General features: G+C 64.5%; 14 protein-coding genes. 9 read left to right on the forward strand and 5 right to left on the reverse strand.

Annotated elements, in window-relative coordinates:
• Positions 1-10: 10 nt before the first annotated feature.
• Complete coding sequence (locus ASC76_RS01985; protein ID WP_056461610.1) at positions 11-598, forward strand: GNAT family N-acetyltransferase; 588 nt, start codon at positions 11-13, stop codon at positions 596-598.
• Here the strand turns inward: ASC76_RS01985 and ugpQ are convergent.
• The 5 genes from ugpQ to ugpB form a co-directional block, all read right to left on the reverse strand.
• A complete protein-coding gene (gene ugpQ, locus ASC76_RS01990) occupies positions 595-1347 on the reverse strand; it encodes a glycerophosphodiester phosphodiesterase (RefSeq protein ID WP_056463062.1) in 753 nt (250 codons plus the stop codon). The two genes, ASC76_RS01985 and ugpQ, sit on opposite strands and share 4 nt — an antisense overlap.
• Positions 1348-1352: 5 nt before the next feature.
• Positions 1353-2420 carry a sn-glycerol-3-phosphate import ATP-binding protein UgpC gene (locus ASC76_RS01995; RefSeq protein ID WP_056461613.1) on the reverse strand — a complete coding sequence of 356 codons (1068 nt, stop codon included), beginning with the start codon at positions 2418-2420 and terminating at the stop codon, positions 1353-1355.
• A gap of 21 nt (positions 2421-2441) precedes the next feature.
• The gene (ugpE, locus tag ASC76_RS02000) at positions 2442-3293 is read right to left on the reverse strand and encodes a sn-glycerol-3-phosphate ABC transporter permease UgpE (RefSeq protein ID WP_056461615.1); all 852 of its coding nucleotides are present in this window, start codon (positions 3291-3293) and stop codon (positions 2442-2444) included.
• Position 3294: 1 nt separating this feature from the next.
• The gene (gene ugpA, locus ASC76_RS02005) at positions 3295-4179 is read right to left on the reverse strand and encodes a sn-glycerol-3-phosphate ABC transporter permease UgpA (RefSeq protein ID WP_056461618.1); all 885 of its coding nucleotides are present in this window, start codon (positions 4177-4179) and stop codon (positions 3295-3297) included.
• An 86-nt stretch (positions 4180-4265) separates the two neighbouring features.
• Complete coding sequence (gene ugpB, locus ASC76_RS02010; RefSeq protein WP_056461621.1) at positions 4266-5591, reverse strand: sn-glycerol-3-phosphate ABC transporter substrate-binding protein UgpB; 1326 nt, start codon at positions 5589-5591, stop codon at positions 4266-4268.
• 234 nt (positions 5592-5825) lie between these two features.
• Here ugpB and ASC76_RS02015 point away from each other — a divergent pair, with 234 nt between their 5' ends.
• The 8 genes from ASC76_RS02015 (at position 5826) to ASC76_RS02045 (ending at position 15983) form a co-directional block, all read left to right on the forward strand.
• Positions 5826-9719: a DUF3683 domain-containing protein gene (locus ASC76_RS02015; RefSeq protein ID WP_056461624.1), complete on the forward strand. Its 3894-nt coding sequence runs from the start codon at positions 5826-5828 to the stop codon at positions 9717-9719.
• A 94-nt stretch (positions 9720-9813) separates the two neighbouring features.
• A complete protein-coding gene (locus ASC76_RS02020; protein ID WP_056461628.1) occupies positions 9814-10725 on the forward strand; it encodes a 2OG-Fe(II) oxygenase in 912 nt (303 codons plus the stop codon).
• A 2-nt stretch (positions 10726-10727) separates the two neighbouring features.
• Positions 10728-12659, forward strand: a complete 1932-nt coding sequence (locus ASC76_RS02025; RefSeq protein WP_082548631.1) for an HAD family hydrolase — start codon at positions 10728-10730, stop codon at positions 12657-12659.
• A gap of 4 nt (positions 12660-12663) precedes the next feature.
• The gene (locus ASC76_RS02030; RefSeq protein ID WP_056461635.1) at positions 12664-12909 is read left to right on the forward strand and encodes an acyl carrier protein; all 246 of its coding nucleotides are present in this window, start codon (positions 12664-12666) and stop codon (positions 12907-12909) included.
• Positions 12906-14186, forward strand: coding sequence for an MBOAT family O-acyltransferase (locus ASC76_RS02035; RefSeq protein WP_056461637.1), 1281 nt, complete (start codon positions 12906-12908; stop codon positions 14184-14186). The genes ASC76_RS02030 and ASC76_RS02035 overlap by 4 nt, the downstream gene beginning before the upstream one ends.
• Positions 14183-14341: a hypothetical protein gene (locus tag ASC76_RS25010; protein ID WP_157615209.1), complete on the forward strand. Its 159-nt coding sequence runs from the start codon at positions 14183-14185 to the stop codon at positions 14339-14341. Before ASC76_RS02035 ends, ASC76_RS25010 begins: the two co-directional genes overlap by 4 nt.
• Before the next feature lies 1 nt (position 14342).
• Positions 14343-15461 (forward strand): hypothetical protein, encoded by a 1119-nt coding sequence (locus tag ASC76_RS02040; protein ID WP_056461640.1) that lies wholly within the window; start codon positions 14343-14345, stop codon positions 15459-15461.
• Between the two features lie 102 nt (positions 15462-15563).
• Complete coding sequence (locus tag ASC76_RS02045; RefSeq protein ID WP_056461643.1) at positions 15564-15983, forward strand: gamma-butyrobetaine hydroxylase-like domain-containing protein; 420 nt, start codon at positions 15564-15566, stop codon at positions 15981-15983.
• Positions 15984-15991: the final 8 nt, after the last annotated feature.

Below are 15991 nucleotides of genomic sequence, written 5' to 3' on the forward strand. Positions count from 1 at the left end.
AGGACGTGTGATGGATCCTTTGCTCGAACCGGTGCCTGAGCGCATCGAGACCGACCGACTGATCGTGCGGCTGCCGTGCGGCGACGACGCCGCGGCGCTGAACGCGGCGGTCTGCGAATCGCTCGACGATCTGCGCGTCTTCATGCCGTGGGCGCAGACCGCGCCGTCGCTCGTCCAGAGCGAGGCCGATTGCCGCCGCATGCAGGGCAAGTTCCTGCTGCGCGAGGACCTGGCGCTGTTCATGTTCGAGCGGGGTGCGGACGGCAGCGAGGGCGCCTTCGTCGGCGGCACCGGCTTGCACCGAATCGACTGGCGTGTTCGCCGCTTCGAGCTGGGCTACTGGTGCCGCTCCAGCCGGCAAGGGCACGGCTACGTCACCGAGGCGGCGCGGGCGCTGACGCGCTGTGCGTTCGACACGCTGCGGGCGCGGCGCGTCGAAGTGCGCATGGACGACACGAACGTGCGCAGCTGGAAGGTGGCCGAACGCGCCGGATTCGCGCTGGAAGGCACGCTGCGCGGCGACGCGCTGAACCCGCTCGGCGAGCCGCGCGACACGCGCGTCTACGCGCTCACCGCCGCGGCGCGCGCATCGGCCTAGGCGCGCACGCCGCTCGGACCGGGCGAGAAGCGGTCGACTGCGTCGGTGATCAGGCCGTCGATGCCGAGTGCGGCGAGGCGCTCGGCGTCGGCCGTTTCATTGACGGTGTAGACCAGCGCACGCAGTTCGGCGGCGTGAAGCCGGGTAATCAACGCGGCGTCCATGATCTGGTGGTTCGTCACCGCTGCCACGCAGTGCAGGGTGTGGAGTTCGTCGAACCAGCCGTCGCGCAGCGTATCGAGCAGCAGCGCGCGAGGCAGCGCGGGCGCGGCCTCGCGGGCGGCCTGCAGTGCGTCGGGGCGGAACGAGCTGAGCAGAGGGGGCAGCGCCTGGCCCGCCCACAGGCGCGCGGCCGCCGCAGCGACCACGCGGCCCGTTTCCCCTTCGGCGCCCGGGGTGGGCTTGATCTCGATGTTCAACGCATAGCCGTTGCGGATGCAGTACGCGGCGATGGCCTCGAGCGTGGGCAGTGGCTCGCCGGCGTAGCCGCGACTGTGCCAACCGCCGGCGTCGAGGCGCGACAGCCCGCTCCAGTCGACGAGCGCCGCGGTGCCCGTGCCGGACGACGTGCGTTCGAGCGTCGCGTCGTGCAGCAGGAACGGCACGCCGTCCGCGCTCAGCTTCACGTCGCATTCGAACGCGCGATAGCCGTGCGCGGCGCCGAGGCGGAATGCCGCGAGCGTGTTCTCCGGTGCGAGCTTGCCGGCGCCCCGGTGCGCGATCCAGAGCGGGTAGGGCCAGGGCTGCATCGTGCTCACACCCGCTGGGTCGTCGCCGCGTCGAACCAATGCAGGTGCTCGGGCGTGGTCGTCAGCGCCACCGTGTCGCCGACCTTCGGCGGCACCAGCGTCGCGTCGAGCCGCACCGTGAACAGCGAATCGCCGACATGGCCGTACACCAGGCGTTCGGCACCCAGCATCTCCAGCGCCTCGACCTTCAGCGGCCAGCCGGCCGAGCCGGTCTGGCTCAGCTCGGTGTGCTCGGGGCGCAAGCCGAGGATCAACTCGCCGCTGCGCGGCGCGGCGGCCGGCAGCGACAACGTCTGGCCGCCCGCCGTGAATCGCGAGCCGTCGGCCTGGCCCTTCAGCAGGTTCATCGGTGGCGAGCCGATGAAGCTGGCGACGAAGGTCGATGCCGGATGGTGATAGACCTCGTCGGGCGTGCCGATCTGTTCCATGCGACCGGCGTTCATCACGATCATGCGCTGCGCCAGCGTCATCGCCTCGACCTGGTCATGCGTGACGAACAGCGAGGTGACGCCCAGTTCGGCATGCAGCTTCTGGATCTCGAGGCGGGTTTGTGCGCGCAGCTTTGCGTCGAGGTTGGACAGCGGCTCGTCGAACAGGAACACCTGCGGCTGGCGCACGATCGCCCGGCCCATCGCGACCCGCTGGCGCTGGCCGCCGGACAGCTCGCGCGGCTTGCGTTGCAGGTAGGGGCCGAGCTCGAGGATCTTGGCGGCCTTGTCGACGCGGACCTTGATCTCGTCGAGCGGCACCTTCGCGATCTTCAGGCCGTAGGCCATGTTGTCGAACACGCTCATGTGCGGGTAGAGCGCGTAATTCTGGAACACCATCGCGATGTCGCGCTCGCTCGGCTCGGTGTCGTTGACGACGCGCCCGCCGATCGCGATCTCGCCCTCGGTGATTTCCTCGAGGCCGGCGACCATGCGCAGCAGTGTCGACTTGCCGCAGCCCGACGGACCGACGATGACGATGAATTCGTGGTCGGCGATCTCGGCGCTGACCCCGTGGATGACCGGGTTGGCCTTCGGGCCGGTGCCGTAGCGCTTGACGACGTTGCGGAGGGAGATGGATGCCATGTGCGTGCTTCTGCTGGAGTTCTATTTTTCGGTGTCGACCAGGCCCTTGACGAACCAGCGCTGCATGAAGATCACGACGACTGCGGGAGGCAGCATCGCCATGATCGCGGTGGCCATCACGATGTTCCACTCGTTGCCGGAATCACCGCCGGCGATCATGCGCTTGATGCCGACGACGACCGGGTACATGTCTTCGCTGGTGGTCGCGAGCAGCGGCCAGAGGTACTGGTTCCAGCCATAGATGAACTGGATCACGAACAGGGCTGCGATCGAGGTCTTCGACAGCGGCAGCAGGATGTCCCAGAAGAAGCGCATCGGGCCTGCGCCGTCGATCCGCGCGGCCTCGACCAATTCCTCCGGCACCGTCAGGAAAAACTGGCGAAACAGGAAGGTGGCGGTCGCCGAGGCAATCAACGGGATCGTCAGGCCGGCGTAGCTGTTGAGCATGCCGAGGTCGGAAACGACCTTGTAGGTGGGCAGGATGCGCACCTCGACCGGCAGCATCAGCGTGACGAAGATCGCCCAGAAGAACAGCCCGCGCAGCGGGAACCGGAAGTACACCAGTGCGAAGGCCGACAGCAGCGAGACCGCGATCTTGCCGAAGGTGATGACCAGCGCGGTGACCAGGCTGACCCACATCATCCGGCCGACCGGCGCGTTCGAGCCGGCGCCGCCGCCGTGGCCGGTGAGGGCGGCGCTGTAGTTCTCCCAGAAGTGCGTGCCGGGCAGCAGCGGCATCGGCGCCTGCACGATCTCCTGGGCCTCGTGGGTCGACGCGACGAACGCGAGGTAGAGCGGGAACGCGACGATCAGCATCCCGAGAATCATGATGGCGTGGGCGAGGATGCCCAGCGTGGCGCGGCGCTCGACCATCTCAGTAGTTCACTTTCTTTTCGACGTAGCGGAACTGGAGCACCGTGAGCGACACGACGATCAACATCAGCACGACGGACTGTGCCGCCGAACTGCCGATGTCGCCGCCCTTCACGCCGTCCTGGTAGACCTTGTAGACCATGATGACCGTGTCGCGGCCCGGGCCGCCCTGGGTGGTGGCGTCGACGATCGCGAAGGTGTCGAAGAACGCGTAGACCATGTTGATCACGAGCAGGAAGAACGTGGTCGGCGTCAGCAGCGGGAACTGGATCGACCAGAAGCGACGCCACGGGCGCGCGCCGTCGATCGCCGCGGCCTCGATCAGCGATTTCGGGATCGACTGCAAGCCGGCCAGGAAGAACAGGAAGTTGTACGAGATCTGTTTCCACACGGCGGCGGCGACCACCAGCGTCATCGCATGGGTGGAGTTCAGCAGGTGGTTCCAGTCGAAGCCGAAGAACTTGGCCAGGCCGTACGAGACCACGCCGATCGACGGCGAGAACATGAACACCCACAGCACGCCGGCCACCGCCGGTGCGACGGCATACGGCACGATCAGCATCGTCTTGTAGGCCAGCGCGCCCTTGATGATGCGGTCGGCGAAGATCGCCAGCACCAGCGAGATCGCGATGCCGAGCACGGCCACCAGCACCGAGAAGATCGCAGTGACCTTGAACGATTCGAGGTAGGCCGAGTCACCGAACAGCTGCCTGAAGTTGGCCAGGCCTGCCCATTCGGTCGACAGGCCGAAGCTGTCCTGCACCTGCAAGGACTGCAGCACCGCCTGCGCCGCCGGCCAGAAGAAGAACACCGCGATGATGATCACCTGCGGGGTCAGCAGCACCCACGGCAACCAGGCGGATTGAAAGCGAACGCGCTTTTCCATGAGGCTCGGATTCTGTCAATGAAACGACCCCGCCGGAGAGGCCGGCGGGGTCGGATCGGTCGGAGGGCGACGGATCGCCCGTCAGGTCACTGGGCGGCAGCGGACTTGGTCGCCTTCTCGAACCGCTCGAGCTGCTCGTTGCCGCGCTTGACCGCGTCGTCGAGGGCCTGTTTCGGCTCCTTCTTGCCGGACCAGATCGCTTCGGTCTCTTCGTCGATGATGGTTCGGATCTGCACGAAGTTGCCGAGGCGGATGCCGCGTGATTTGTCGGTCGTCTTGCGGATCATCTGCGTCACGGCCACGTCGGTACCCGGCTTCTCCTTGTAAAAGCCCGACTTCTCGGTCAGCTGGTACGCGGCCATCGTGATCGGCAGGTAGCCGGTGCGCTTGTGGCTGGCCGACTGCACATCGGGGTTCGACAGGTACTTGAAGAACTCGGCCACGCCCTTGTATTCAGCCGGCTTCTTGCCCGACATGACCCACAGGCTGGCGCCACCGATGGCCGTGTTCTGCGGTGCGCCCGGCACGTCGGGATAGTACGGCAGCGTCGACAAGGCATAGGCAAACTTTGCGCCCTTCGCCACGTCGGCATATGACCCGGCCGAACCGGTCATCATGGCGCACTCGCCGGACACGAACGAGGGGACGGCGGTACTGGCGCGACCCTTGTAGACGAACAGCCCCTGCTTGGCCATGTTGGCCAGATTCTCGAAGTGCCGCAGGTGCAGCGGCGAATTGAACGCCAGCCGTGCGTTCGGGCCGCCGAAGCCGTTGTTCTGCGTCGCGAACAGCGTGTTGTGCCACAGCGAGAAGCTTTCGAGGTGGACCCAGCTGACCCAGCTGCTCGTGTAGGGGCACTTGCTGCCGGCCGCCTTCAGCTTGGCTGCCGCAGCGACCACCTCGGGCCAGGTGGTGGGCGCCTTGTTCGGATCGAGGCCGGCGGCCTTGAACGCATCCTTGTTGTAATAGAAGATCGTCGTCGAGCTGTTGAACGGGAACGAGAGCATCTCCCCGTTCGGGGCCGTGTAATAGGCGGCCACGGCGGGCACGTATGCCTTCGGGTCGAATGCGACGCCGCTCTGCTTCATCACCTCGCCGACCGGCTTGATCGCGCCCTTGGACGCCATCATCGTCGCGGTACCGACCTCGAACACCTGCAGGATGTGCGGCGCGTTGCCGGCGCGGAAGGCGGCCATCGCGGCCGTCATCGCCTCGTCGTAGTTGCCCTTGAAGGTGGGCACGACCTTGTAGTCCTTCTGGCTGGCGTTGAACTCCTTGGCCAGGTCGTTGACCCATTCGTTCAGGCCGCCGGTCATCGAGTGCCACCACTGGACCTCGACCTGGGCCTGGGCCGGGCCCGACAGGGCCAGCGCGAACGCGCCGCAGGCGAATGCGAGAGATTTGAATTTCATGACAGCTCCGTGAAGGTTTGGGGATGGGCTCGTGGCCAACCCCGAGTGTGCGTCCGCTTGATGACAGGCGCGTTTATCGCTGTGAAGCCCGGGTGTCGCAATTGGGATGAACCTCAGGTCCATCCGCAGCGGCGTGCTGCGGTGGTGCGAATCCGCATTGCTGCGGTGCCACATGGCCTGCGGTAACATCGGCCCTCAAGTGCCAACGCGGGTGCAAACAGGCGCCCGGTCCCCATGAACGCACCCACTCCGCTGAGCCAGATCACCGCCGCGGCGCACGCCGCGAAGCATGCGCCGCGCCTGCGCGAGATTCCGTACAACTACACCTCGTTCTCCGACCGCGAGATCGTGATCCGGCTGCTCGGCGCGCGTGCCTGGGAGGTGCTGAGCCGCCTGCGCGACGAGCGCAACACCGGTCGGTCGGCACGCATGCTGTACGAGGTGCTCGGCGACATCTGGGTCGTGCAGCGCAACCCGTACCTGCAGGACGACCTGCTCGACAACCCGCGTCGCCGTGGTCTGCTGATCGATGCGCTGCATCACCGGCTGGGCGAGGTCGAGAAGCGCCGCACACCGGCGGCCGATCCGCAGCGCGACGCGGCGGTCGGCGAATTGCTGCAGCTGGCGAGTGCCTCGGTCACCGCGTTTGCCGAGCAGTTCGAAGCCGTGGCGGACCTGCGTCGGCGGGCGGCGAAGGTGCTGGGCCGTGTCACCGCCAAGGACAACATCAAGTTCGACGGTCTGAGCCGCGTGTCGCACGTGACCGATGCGACCGACTGGCGGGTCGAATACCCCTTTGTCGTGCTGACGCCGGACACCGAGGCCGAGATGGCCGGCCTCGTGAAGGGCTGCGTCGAACTCGGGCTGACGATCATCCCGCGCGGCGGCGGTACCGGCTACACCGGTGGCGCGATCCCGCTGACGTGGAACAGCGCGGTGATCAACACCGAGAAGCTGGAGGCGATGACCGAGGTCGAGATGCGGACGCTGCCCGGCATGGACCGCGAGGTCGCGACCATCTGGACCGAGGCCGGCGTCGTCACGCAACGCGTCGCCGATGCGGCCGAGCGCGGCGGCTTCGTGTTCGCGGTCGACCCCACGTCGGCCGAGGCCTCGTGCATCGGCGGCAACGTGGCGATGAACGCGGGCGGCAAGAAGGCCGTGCTGTGGGGCACCGCGCTCGACAACCTGGCGTCGTGGCGCATGGTCACGCCCGAGGCCAAGTGGCTCGAGATCACGCGGCTGAACCACAACATGGGCAAGATCCATGATGTCGACGTGGCCAGCTTCGAGTTGCGCTACTTCGATGCCTCGGGCAAGACGCTGGAGCGCACCGAGCAGCTCGAGATCCCGGGTCGCGTCTTCCGCAAGGAAGGCCTCGGCAAGGACGTGACCGACAAGTTCCTCGCCGGCCTGCCGGGCATCCAGAAGGAAGGCTGCGACGGCCTGATCACCAGCGCACGCTGGGTCGTGCACAAGATGCCGGCGCACACCCGCACGGTGTGCCTCGAGTTCTTCGGCAACGCCAAGGACGCGGTGCCGTCGATCGTCGACATCAAGGACTTCATGTTCGCCGAGGCCAAGCGGGGCGGCGCGATTTTGGCCGGCCTGGAACACCTCGACGACCGCTACCTGAAGGCGGTCGGCTACGCGACCAAGAGCAAGCGCGGCGGTCTGCCGAAGATGGTGCTGTTCGGTGACATCGCCGGCGACGACGCCGACGTGGTCGCCCGCGCCACGAGCGAGGTCGTGCGCCTGGCCAACGGGCGCGCCGGCGAGGGCTTCGTCGCGATCAGCCCCGAGGCGCGCAAGAAGTTCTGGCTCGACCGCAAGCGCACCGCCGCGATCAGCAAGCACACGAACGCGTTCAAGGTGAACGAGGACGTGGTGATCCCGCTGCCGCGGATGGGCGAGTACACCGAGGGCATCGAGCGCATCAACATCGAGCTCAGCCTGCGCAACAAGCTCGCGCTGGTCGAGGCGCTCGAGGCGTTCTTCGAGAAGGGCGACCTGCCGCTGGGCAAGAGCGACGACGCCGGCGAGATCGCGTCGGCTGAACTGCTCGAAGACCGGGTGCAGCAGGCGCTCTCCCTGATCCGCGAGGTCGGTGCCGAATGGCAGCACTGGCTGACGCACCTCGACGTGAAGGAGCCGAACGCGACACGCACGTATTTCGAGGAACTGCAGGATCATTCGCTGCGCGCGTCGTGGAAGACGCAGATCCGCGCGCCGCTGCAGAGCATCTTCGCCGGCGCGGCGCTGAAGCCCATCGTCGACGAGTGCCAGAAGATCCACGGTCAGGTGCTGAAGGGCCGGGTCTGGGTCGCGCTGCACATGCACGCTGGCGATGGCAACGTGCACACCAACATCCCGGTGAACTCGGACAACTACGAGATGCTGCAGACCGCGCACGAGGCGGTCGCGCGCATCATGAAGCTCGCGCGCAGTCTCGACGGCGTGATCTCGGGCGAGCACGGCATCGGCATCACGAAGCTCGAGTTCCTCACCGAAGCGGAGATGGCGGAGTTCACCGCGTACAAGTTGCGCGTCGACCCGGAAGGCCGCTTCAACAAGGGCAAGCTGCTGCGCGGCGAAGGTTTGAAGGCCGACCTGACCAATGCTTACACGCCGAGCTTCGGCCTGATGGGCCACGAGTCGCTGATCATGCAGCGCAGCGACATCGGCGAGATCGCCAATTCGGTGAAGGACTGCCTGCGCTGCGGCAAGTGCAAGCCGGTGTGCGCCACGCACGTGCCGCGCGCGAACCTGCTCTACAGCCCGCGCAACAAGATCCTCGCGACCTCGCTGCTGGTCGAGGCGTTCTTGTACGAAGAGCAGACGCGCCGCGGCGTCAGCATCAAGCACTGGGAGGAGTTCGAGGACGTCGCGGACCACTGCACCGTCTGCCACAAGTGCCTGAGCCCGTGCCCGGTGAACATCGACTTCGGCGACGTGTCGATGAACATGCGCAACCTGTTGACCAAGATGGGCAAGAAGAGCTTCCGCCCCGGCAACAAGATGGCGATGATGTTCCTGAACGCGACCAATCCCGAGACGATCAAGATGCTGCGCGTCGGCATGGTCGGCATCGGCTTCAAGGCCCAGCGCATCGCGAACAACCTGCTGCGCGGCCTGGCGAACAAGCAGACGGCCGCGCCACCGTCCACGGTCGGCACCGCGCCGATCAAGGAACAGGTCATCCACTTCATCAACAAGAAGATGCCGGGCGGCCTGCCGAAGAAGACCGCACGAGCGCTACTGGACATCGAGGACAAGGACTACGTCCCGATCATCCGCGACCCGAAGACGACGACCAGCGAGACCGAGGCCGTCTTCTACTTCCCGGGCTGCGGCTCGGAGCGCTTGTTCTCGCAGGTGGGTCTGGCGACACAGGCGATGCTCTGGCACGCCGGCGTGCAGACGGTGCTGCCGCCCGGGTACCTTTGCTGCGGCTACCCGCAGCGCGGCTCGGGCCAGTTCGACAAGGCCGAGAAGATCATCACCGACAACCGCGTACTGTTCCACCGCGTCGCGAACACGCTGAACTACCTCGACATCAAGACCGTGGTGGTCAGCTGCGGCACCTGCTACGACCAGCTGCAGGGCTACCAGTTCGACAAGATCTTCCCGGGCTGCCGGATCATCGACATCCACGAGTACCTGCTCGAGAAAGGCATCACGCTCGGGGCGGCCTCCGGTGGCGGCTACCTGTACCACGACCCGTGCCACACGCCGATGAAGCTGCAGGAGCCGATGAAGACGGTCAAGGCGCTGGTCGGGCCCAACGTGCGCGAGAGCAAGCGCTGCTGCGGCGAAAGCGGCACGCTCGGCGTGACGCGCCCCGACATTTCCACCCAGGTCCGATTCCGCAAGGAAGAGGAATTGCGCAAGGACGAAGCCGCGCTGCGCGCGACCGGCGCCGTTGCCGAGAAGGGGCCGGTCAAGATCCTCACGTCCTGCCCGAGTTGCCTCCAGGGCCTGTCGCGCTACACCGGCGACCTGACCAACGGCCTGCTCGAGGCCGACTACATCGTGGTCGAGATGGCGAACCAGATTCTCGGTGCGGACTGGATGCCGGATTACGTGGAGCGCGCGAACGACGGGGGGATCGAGCGGGTGCTGGTTTAAGGGGCTGCGTGGTCGGGGATCGGGCGGGTGCGCACCACTGCACGGGATTCGCCGGATGTCGCCGCGATCTCCCACCCTGCGTCGATATACTCAAATGCTCAATGAATTCAGCAGGTTAGGAACGCGTGTGACTCCAGTATTGCCTATCGACGTTGCGGACGGACTCAAGCTCGACCCGGCCCGGGCGCGCCAGATCGGCGAGTCGCTGTCGAGCGACTACTGTTTCGCTGAGCCGTTCCCTCACATCGTGCTCGAGAACTTCCTGCCGCCGGAGCTTCTGTATGGGTTGCTCGAGCACTTCCCACAGGACAAGTTGGCATCAGACGTGGTGTTCGACGCAGGCTATGCGGGTCATCACAAGCGTCAGATCCTGCCGGCCGATTGCGATGACTACTGCCGCCGAGCGTTCGACTTCTTCAATTCGCAGCCCTTTCTGGAGTTTCTCGAGGGGCTCTCGTCGATGGAGGGCCTGCTTCCCGACCCGTACTTCGTCGGCGGCGGCTTTCATGAGATCGGTCGCGGCGGCAAGCTGGGCATCCACGCCGATTTCCGGATCAACAATCGCCTGCACCTCAGCCGGCGGATGAACGTGATCATCTACCTGAACGAGAACTGGTGCGACGAGTACAACGGTTCACTTGAACTGTGGAGCCGCGACATGAAAGCCAAGGTCAAAAGCGTGGCGCCGATCTTTAATCGCTGCGTGATCTTCAATACCGACGCCGATTCGTACCACGGTCATCCCGATCCGCTCACGACGCCCGACGGGGTGCTTCGCCGGTCTGTCGCGCTTTACTACTACACGGCGTCGAAGGCGATCTACGAGGAGGTGCCCAATCTGTCGACGATGTACGCGGCGCGCCCCGGCGATGACGCGCAGATCCGTCGCGAGGCCGCTGCGCTGCGCCGCGATCAGTATCTGGCGCAGTGGGTGCCGCCCGCGGTGCTGCGCTACTCGCGTGGTGTGATGCGGCGGGTGCGAAGGCTGGGCGGTCAGAAGGCCTGATCATGACCCTGTCGTTGCCCGCATTGCTTGAATCGTTCATCACCGCTACCTCACCCGCCGATCGAGACGCGCATGCCACATCCCTCGTGACGGGGATTCGGGAGGCCATCAAGAAGGAAGATTGGCGGGCAGCCACGGAGACTCTGCGAAAGGCAGCGGATCCCCGTCTCGACTTCACGACCGCTCAGGCGCTGGCGCGTCTGCTCAAACGGTTGACGTTGGCGGGTCATGCCGGCGCCGCCCCGAAGCGCGTGGCGGTGCTCAGCAGCTTCACCGTCGACCAACTGGTGCCCATGATCGAACTCTTCGGCTTTGCCGCGGGGGTGCCGTTTCGAATTCATCAGGTGCCCTATGGCACTTTTCGTCAGGAGATCCTCGACCCGGGATCGGAGCTTTCGGAATTCGCGCCGCAGTTCGTTTTTCTCGCGACCAACTCTCGGGACCTCATGCATGTTCCGACATTGCATTCGGACCGCGATGCGGTGGAGCAGGCCGTGGAGAGAGAGTACGCAGAGTGGGATGCCCTCTGGTCTGTCGCGCATCAACGGTGGGCATGCCAGGTCATCCAGAACAACTTCGAGTTGCCGCCGGTGCGGGCGCTCGACAACCACGAGATCCGTCACCCCGCCAGCTTCGCGGGCTTCGTGACTCGGGTCAATCTGGCCTTGGCCGATCGCGCGCCGTCGTTCGTGACGATCCATGATGTCGACCACCTAGCGTCGCGATTCGGCCGCCTTCATTGGGCTGATCCGCGCCACTACCAAGTGGCCAAGTTCCCGTGCGCTCCGGAGGCGCAGGTGGACTACGCCCACAGTGTCGCGTCCCTTGTTGTTTCGTCGGCTGGCCTGGCGAAGAAGTGTCTGGTCCTCGATCTGGACAACACGCTTTGGGGCGGCGTGATCGGTGACGATGGGCTCGGCGGAATACAACTTGGACAAGGAAATCCGGAGGGGGAGGCGTTTTCTTCCTTTCAACAGTACGCGCTGTCCTTGCGCCAACGCGGCGTCATTCTCGCGGTGTGCAGCAAGAACGACGAGCACAACGCGAAAGAGCCCTTCGAACGCCACTCCGAAATGGTGCTCGGGCTAGAAGACATCTCGTGCTTCGTCGCGAACTGGAATGACAAGGCCAGCAATCTGCGCGTCATTGCCCAGCGACTGAACATCGGGCTCGATTCGCTGGTGTTCGTCGACGACAACCCGGCGGAGCGGGCGATCGTTCGCCAGCTCGTCCCGGAAGTCAGTGTGCCCGAGATGCCGGTCGATCCTGCCGGTTACGTGTATGCGCTAGAGGGACATCGATACTTCCAGACGCTCTTCCTCGAGGCTGAAGATTTCAAGCGCACCGACTTCTACCGCGCCAATGCCGAGCGGGAGATGTTGCTTCAGGCCACGCCTGGCGACATCGGCGGGTACCTGGCGTCGCTGCGGATGACCTCGCGCCTAGCGTCGATCGACGAGCACACGGTCGACCGCTGCACGCAACTGATCAACAAATCCAACCAGTTCAACCTCACGACGCGCCGTTATTCTGTGGCCGAGGTGTTGGCCAGGTCCGGTGACCCCGAATGGGTCACGGTCAGCGCCACACTCGCGGACCGCTTTGGCGACAACGGTTTGATCAGCGTCGCAATGGCCCGCGCCGAAACGGATGCGCTTCGCATCGACACGTGGCTGATGAGTTGTCGCGTCCTCAAGCGCGGCGTTGAACGTCAAATGCTGAACCATCTGGCCGAGCAAGCGCGTCAACGTGGTTTGCGACGCCTGGAGGGCGAATACATCCCGTCGGCAAAGAACAGCATGGTGGCGCGGCATTATGAAGAACTGGGCTTTCGGCCAAACGGCAACAGCGCAGAGGGGTCGACGCTTTGGGAGCTCGAACTCTCCGCGTGGCAACCGTTAACCACGCATATCGAGGTACTGCGCGATGAGTGAAACGATGAAGCAGGTGCAGGACGTCCTTCGGAATGTCTTCGACGACGACGAGTTGACGATCGAACCGGCGACGACTTCGGCTGACATCGATGGGTGGGATTCCATGATGCACATCAACGTGATCATCGCAGTCGAGCGCAAGTTCGGCGTCCGATTCGCGGCTGCCGAGAGCAATGCGATCAAGGAGCCGGGGCAGAACCTGGGCACGTTCTGTGCGTTGGTCGATCGAAAGCTCGCGGCCAAGGCATGAGTGTTTCGAGTATCGCGTTCATCACTCTGGTCCTTCTGCTTGGTGCGATCTACTTTTGCGTTCCGGGTCGCACAGCCCGGCAGTTGATCTTCGCGTCGACCAACGCCGGCATCTTTCTGTGGGCAAGTTATATCGGCGATCAGCCGCCCAGCGCGTGGACGCTCCTCGTGTTGTCCGCCTTCCTCTTGTCCGGCTACGTCGTGGCGGTGTGGTTGCGGCGGGTGCCGAGCGCGATCGGAATCGGCCTCTATGTGGCGTTGCTGACAGGCACATTCGTCTTTCTCAAGAAGTACACGGCGTTGGAACTCGTGCTGCCGAGCGGTTGGCTGAATCACCCCATCTCGATCGTCGGGCTCAGCTACATGCTCTTTCGGCAGATCCACTTCGTGGTGGACTCAGCGCAAGGACAAATCGAGGCGCCGACGCTTTGGACCTATTTGAACTACCAGACCAATTTCACCACGTTGCTGGCTGGTCCCATCCAGCGCTACCAGGATTTCGCGCGCGAGTGGGATCGCTCCGCGCCCATGGATTTGGATGCTCGAGAGCGGCTTTTGGTTTACCAGCGCATCTTCTTGGGCGTGATCAAGGTAGTGATCTTCGCAACGGCATGCACAGCCATCTACGAAGCCTCGTACGTAGCACTGCTTCGCGTGCTTGGCGACGGCGCGCAGGGGGGAACCTCGCGCTTATACCTGGCGCGCCAGTTCCTCGCGATGTTTTATGCGTATCCGGCGTTCGTCTATTTCAATTTCTCGGGGTATTGCGACATCGTGATCGGTGCAGCCGCGTTGCTCGGAATGCGCCTGCCCGAGAACTTCGATCGCCCCTATGTCTCACGAAATATGATCGACTTCTGGACCCGGCAGCACATGACGCTGAGTTTCTGGATCCGCGACTATCTTTTCACGCCGATGTACAAGTTCATCGTCGAGCGACGCGCGACGCTGGCGCAACCAGCAGCGTACGGCTGCTACTTCGTGGCGTTCCTGCTGGCCGGCATCTGGCACGGCAGCACGATGAACTTCGTCGTGTTCGGACTGTTGCACGGGTTCGGCGTGTCGGTGACGAAAATCTGGGAGGCGTCGATCATTCGCCGCTCAGGGCGCAAGGGGCTGAAGAAGTACCTTCAGGTTGAGTGGATCAGGTGGGCGGCCATCGTCGTCACGCTGCATTTCGTCTGCTTCGCCTTCATCTTCTTCACACCTGATCTGCATGACAAGGTGCTCGTGCTGAAGGGCGTGGCACAGGGCATCTTCTTGGGAGGGGGGCGATGAGCGATTCAAACAAGCCGGACTGGCTGAAACGCTGGCCGATCAAGGTTCGGTCACGTGGCGCTTTGCTCGTGTTCACGTTACTTCTGGCCATGGTGGCCGTGGTCGGCATGGTCTACGTCGGCCAAGGACAGCTGAACCTGTATCAGGGCTTTTGAAATGAGTGTCGACGCCCCTGCCTTGCAGACGCCCCGGGCGCCGAGCCTCGCTGCACCGCGCTGGCAGCAGTTGCGCCTGTCGATTCTGTTTCTTCTGGTGATCGCAACCACTTTTGCGGGCCTCTGCGCACTGTCGAACAGTGCCGCACTGGAGTCAGCGTCGGCCCGACTGCAATTGGAGCAATGGCAGCGGACGAACGGGTTGTATGCGTACCACCCGCTCTCGAGGGATTCGGGCGAGTACCTGCTCCTGCGAGATATGCCGCGCGCGGACTTGGCGCGTGCCGGCGTGGTCTACATCGGATCATCGACCCTGCAGCACGCTGTCAAGACCTGGGACCTGCCGGCGGATGCGCGACAACGGGTTCACAACTTCGCGATCGAATCCGCCAACCTCCGCGAGCAGTACATGTGGGTGCAGTACCTGATGGATCATCGTGGACTGGGACGAGCGGGCAGCGGCAAGACATTGGTCATTCTCGGCGTCTCGCACCTCGACACGCGAGACAAGTTGCCTGGCACCCGTGACAGCAAGTTTGTCGACGAACTGTTCGCGCGCTACGGCCTGTTCGACTATGAGCCCAGTGTCGGCATTTCGCCCAAGCCGCTGTTCCCGCTGCAGCGCCGATTCGTCGAGGAGTCTGCGCGCGCAAGCGGCTTTCTGCATCAGCTGCCTACCGATCTGTTCGAGGAGCTTCGCGCCCGAGCGGGGCGAGGTAGCGTGCCATCGCGCCCTCAGTCCGATGAAGACGCCATGAAATTGCAGAGAGTGTTGATGGGTGGCGATGCGGGCTGGCGCGGTGCGATTCAACACCAGACGGGATTTCTCGAGAAGACCATCCGACTCCTGCAATCACGCGGCATCGAGGTGCAGGCGGTCGTCTTGCCGATGAAAGCCTTCAACGATCGGCAGCCCTTTGCAGCCGCGTTTTCGGACGCGGCGCGATCGATCTGCGATCGTCTGCACGTCCCGCTGAACGACAGTTCGCGCGCGCTGACCGACGCTGAGTTCGCCGACGGCACTCACCTCAACTACGTTGGCCAAACGAAGTTCAGCCCGTTCATGCTGGCGCCGGCGCTGAAGCACCTCGGGGCCGTGGATATGGTTCCTGTGCGCTAGCCCGACATTCGGTCCAGTTCAAGGCGATGGCATAGCCCTTGGCGCTTCGAGGGGTCACGGCGTCGTTACACTTACGATCCCGACACATCCGGCGCTTCAGGCATGGCTGGCCTCACCGCGAAAACACTGCAACCGACCTCGATCACCGTGCACCAGCAATCCCGCGCGCTGGAGGTGAGTTTCGAGGACGGTTCCATGTATCGCATTCCCTTCGAGTTGATGCGGGTGTATTCGCCTTCCGCGGAGGTCCAGGGTCACGGGCCGGGCCAGGAGGTGCTGCAGACGGGCAAGCGTGACGTCGGCCTGCTGGGCCTCGAACCGATCGGCAACTACGCGGTGCAGCCAAGCTTCACGGATGGCCACGACACCGGGATTTTTTCCTGGGACTACCTGCACTTCCTCGGCTCGCAGCAGGACGAACTGTGGCGCAAGTACGAAGCTCGGCTCGCTGCGGCCGGTGTGAGCCGCGATGCGCCGATGCAGACCGCGGCGACCGCGTCTTCCGGCTGCGGCGGTCACTGATGGAACTT

Source organism: Rhizobacter sp. Root404 (genome assembly GCF_001425865.1).
GTDB lineage: Bacteria > Pseudomonadota > Gammaproteobacteria > Burkholderiales > Burkholderiaceae_C > LMDS01.

Bases quoted from the DNA above. Each gene is read 5' to 3' on its own strand.
- ASC76_RS02040 (WP_056461640.1), top strand. From the start codon at position 14,343: ATGAGTGTCGACGCCCCTGCCTTGCAGACGCCCCGGGCGCCGAGCCTC.
- ASC76_RS02045 (WP_056461643.1), top strand. From the start codon at position 15,564: ATGGCTGGCCTCACCGCGAAAACACTGCAACCGACCTCGATCACCGTG.
- ASC76_RS01995 (WP_056461613.1), bottom strand. From the start codon at position 2,420: ATGGCATCCATCTCCCTCCGCAACGTCGTCAAGCGCTACGGCACCGGC.
- ASC76_RS02015 (WP_056461624.1), top strand. From the start codon at position 5,826: ATGAACGCACCCACTCCGCTGAGCCAGATCACCGCCGCGGCGCACGCC.
- ASC76_RS02035 (WP_056461637.1), top strand. From the start codon at position 12,906: ATGAGTGTTTCGAGTATCGCGTTCATCACTCTGGTCCTTCTGCTTGGT.
- ASC76_RS02025 (WP_082548631.1), top strand. From the start codon at position 10,728: ATGACCCTGTCGTTGCCCGCATTGCTTGAATCGTTCATCACCGCTACC.
- ugpA (WP_056461618.1), bottom strand. From the start codon at position 4,179: ATGGAAAAGCGCGTTCGCTTTCAATCCGCCTGGTTGCCGTGGGTGCTG.
- ASC76_RS02030 (WP_056461635.1), top strand. From the start codon at position 12,664: ATGAAGCAGGTGCAGGACGTCCTTCGGAATGTCTTCGACGACGACGAG.
- ASC76_RS02020 (WP_056461628.1), top strand. From the start codon at position 9,814: ATGCTCAATGAATTCAGCAGGTTAGGAACGCGTGTGACTCCAGTATTG.
- ASC76_RS01985 (WP_056461610.1), top strand. From the start codon at position 11: ATGGATCCTTTGCTCGAACCGGTGCCTGAGCGCATCGAGACCGACCGA.
- ugpQ (WP_056463062.1), bottom strand. From the start codon at position 1,347: ATGCAGCCCTGGCCCTACCCGCTCTGGATCGCGCACCGGGGCGCCGGC.
- ASC76_RS25010 (WP_157615209.1), top strand. From the start codon at position 14,183: ATGAGCGATTCAAACAAGCCGGACTGGCTGAAACGCTGGCCGATCAAG.
- ugpE (WP_056461615.1), bottom strand. From the start codon at position 3,293: ATGGTCGAGCGCCGCGCCACGCTGGGCATCCTCGCCCACGCCATCATG.
- ugpB (WP_056461621.1), bottom strand. From the start codon at position 5,591: ATGAAATTCAAATCTCTCGCATTCGCCTGCGGCGCGTTCGCGCTGGCC.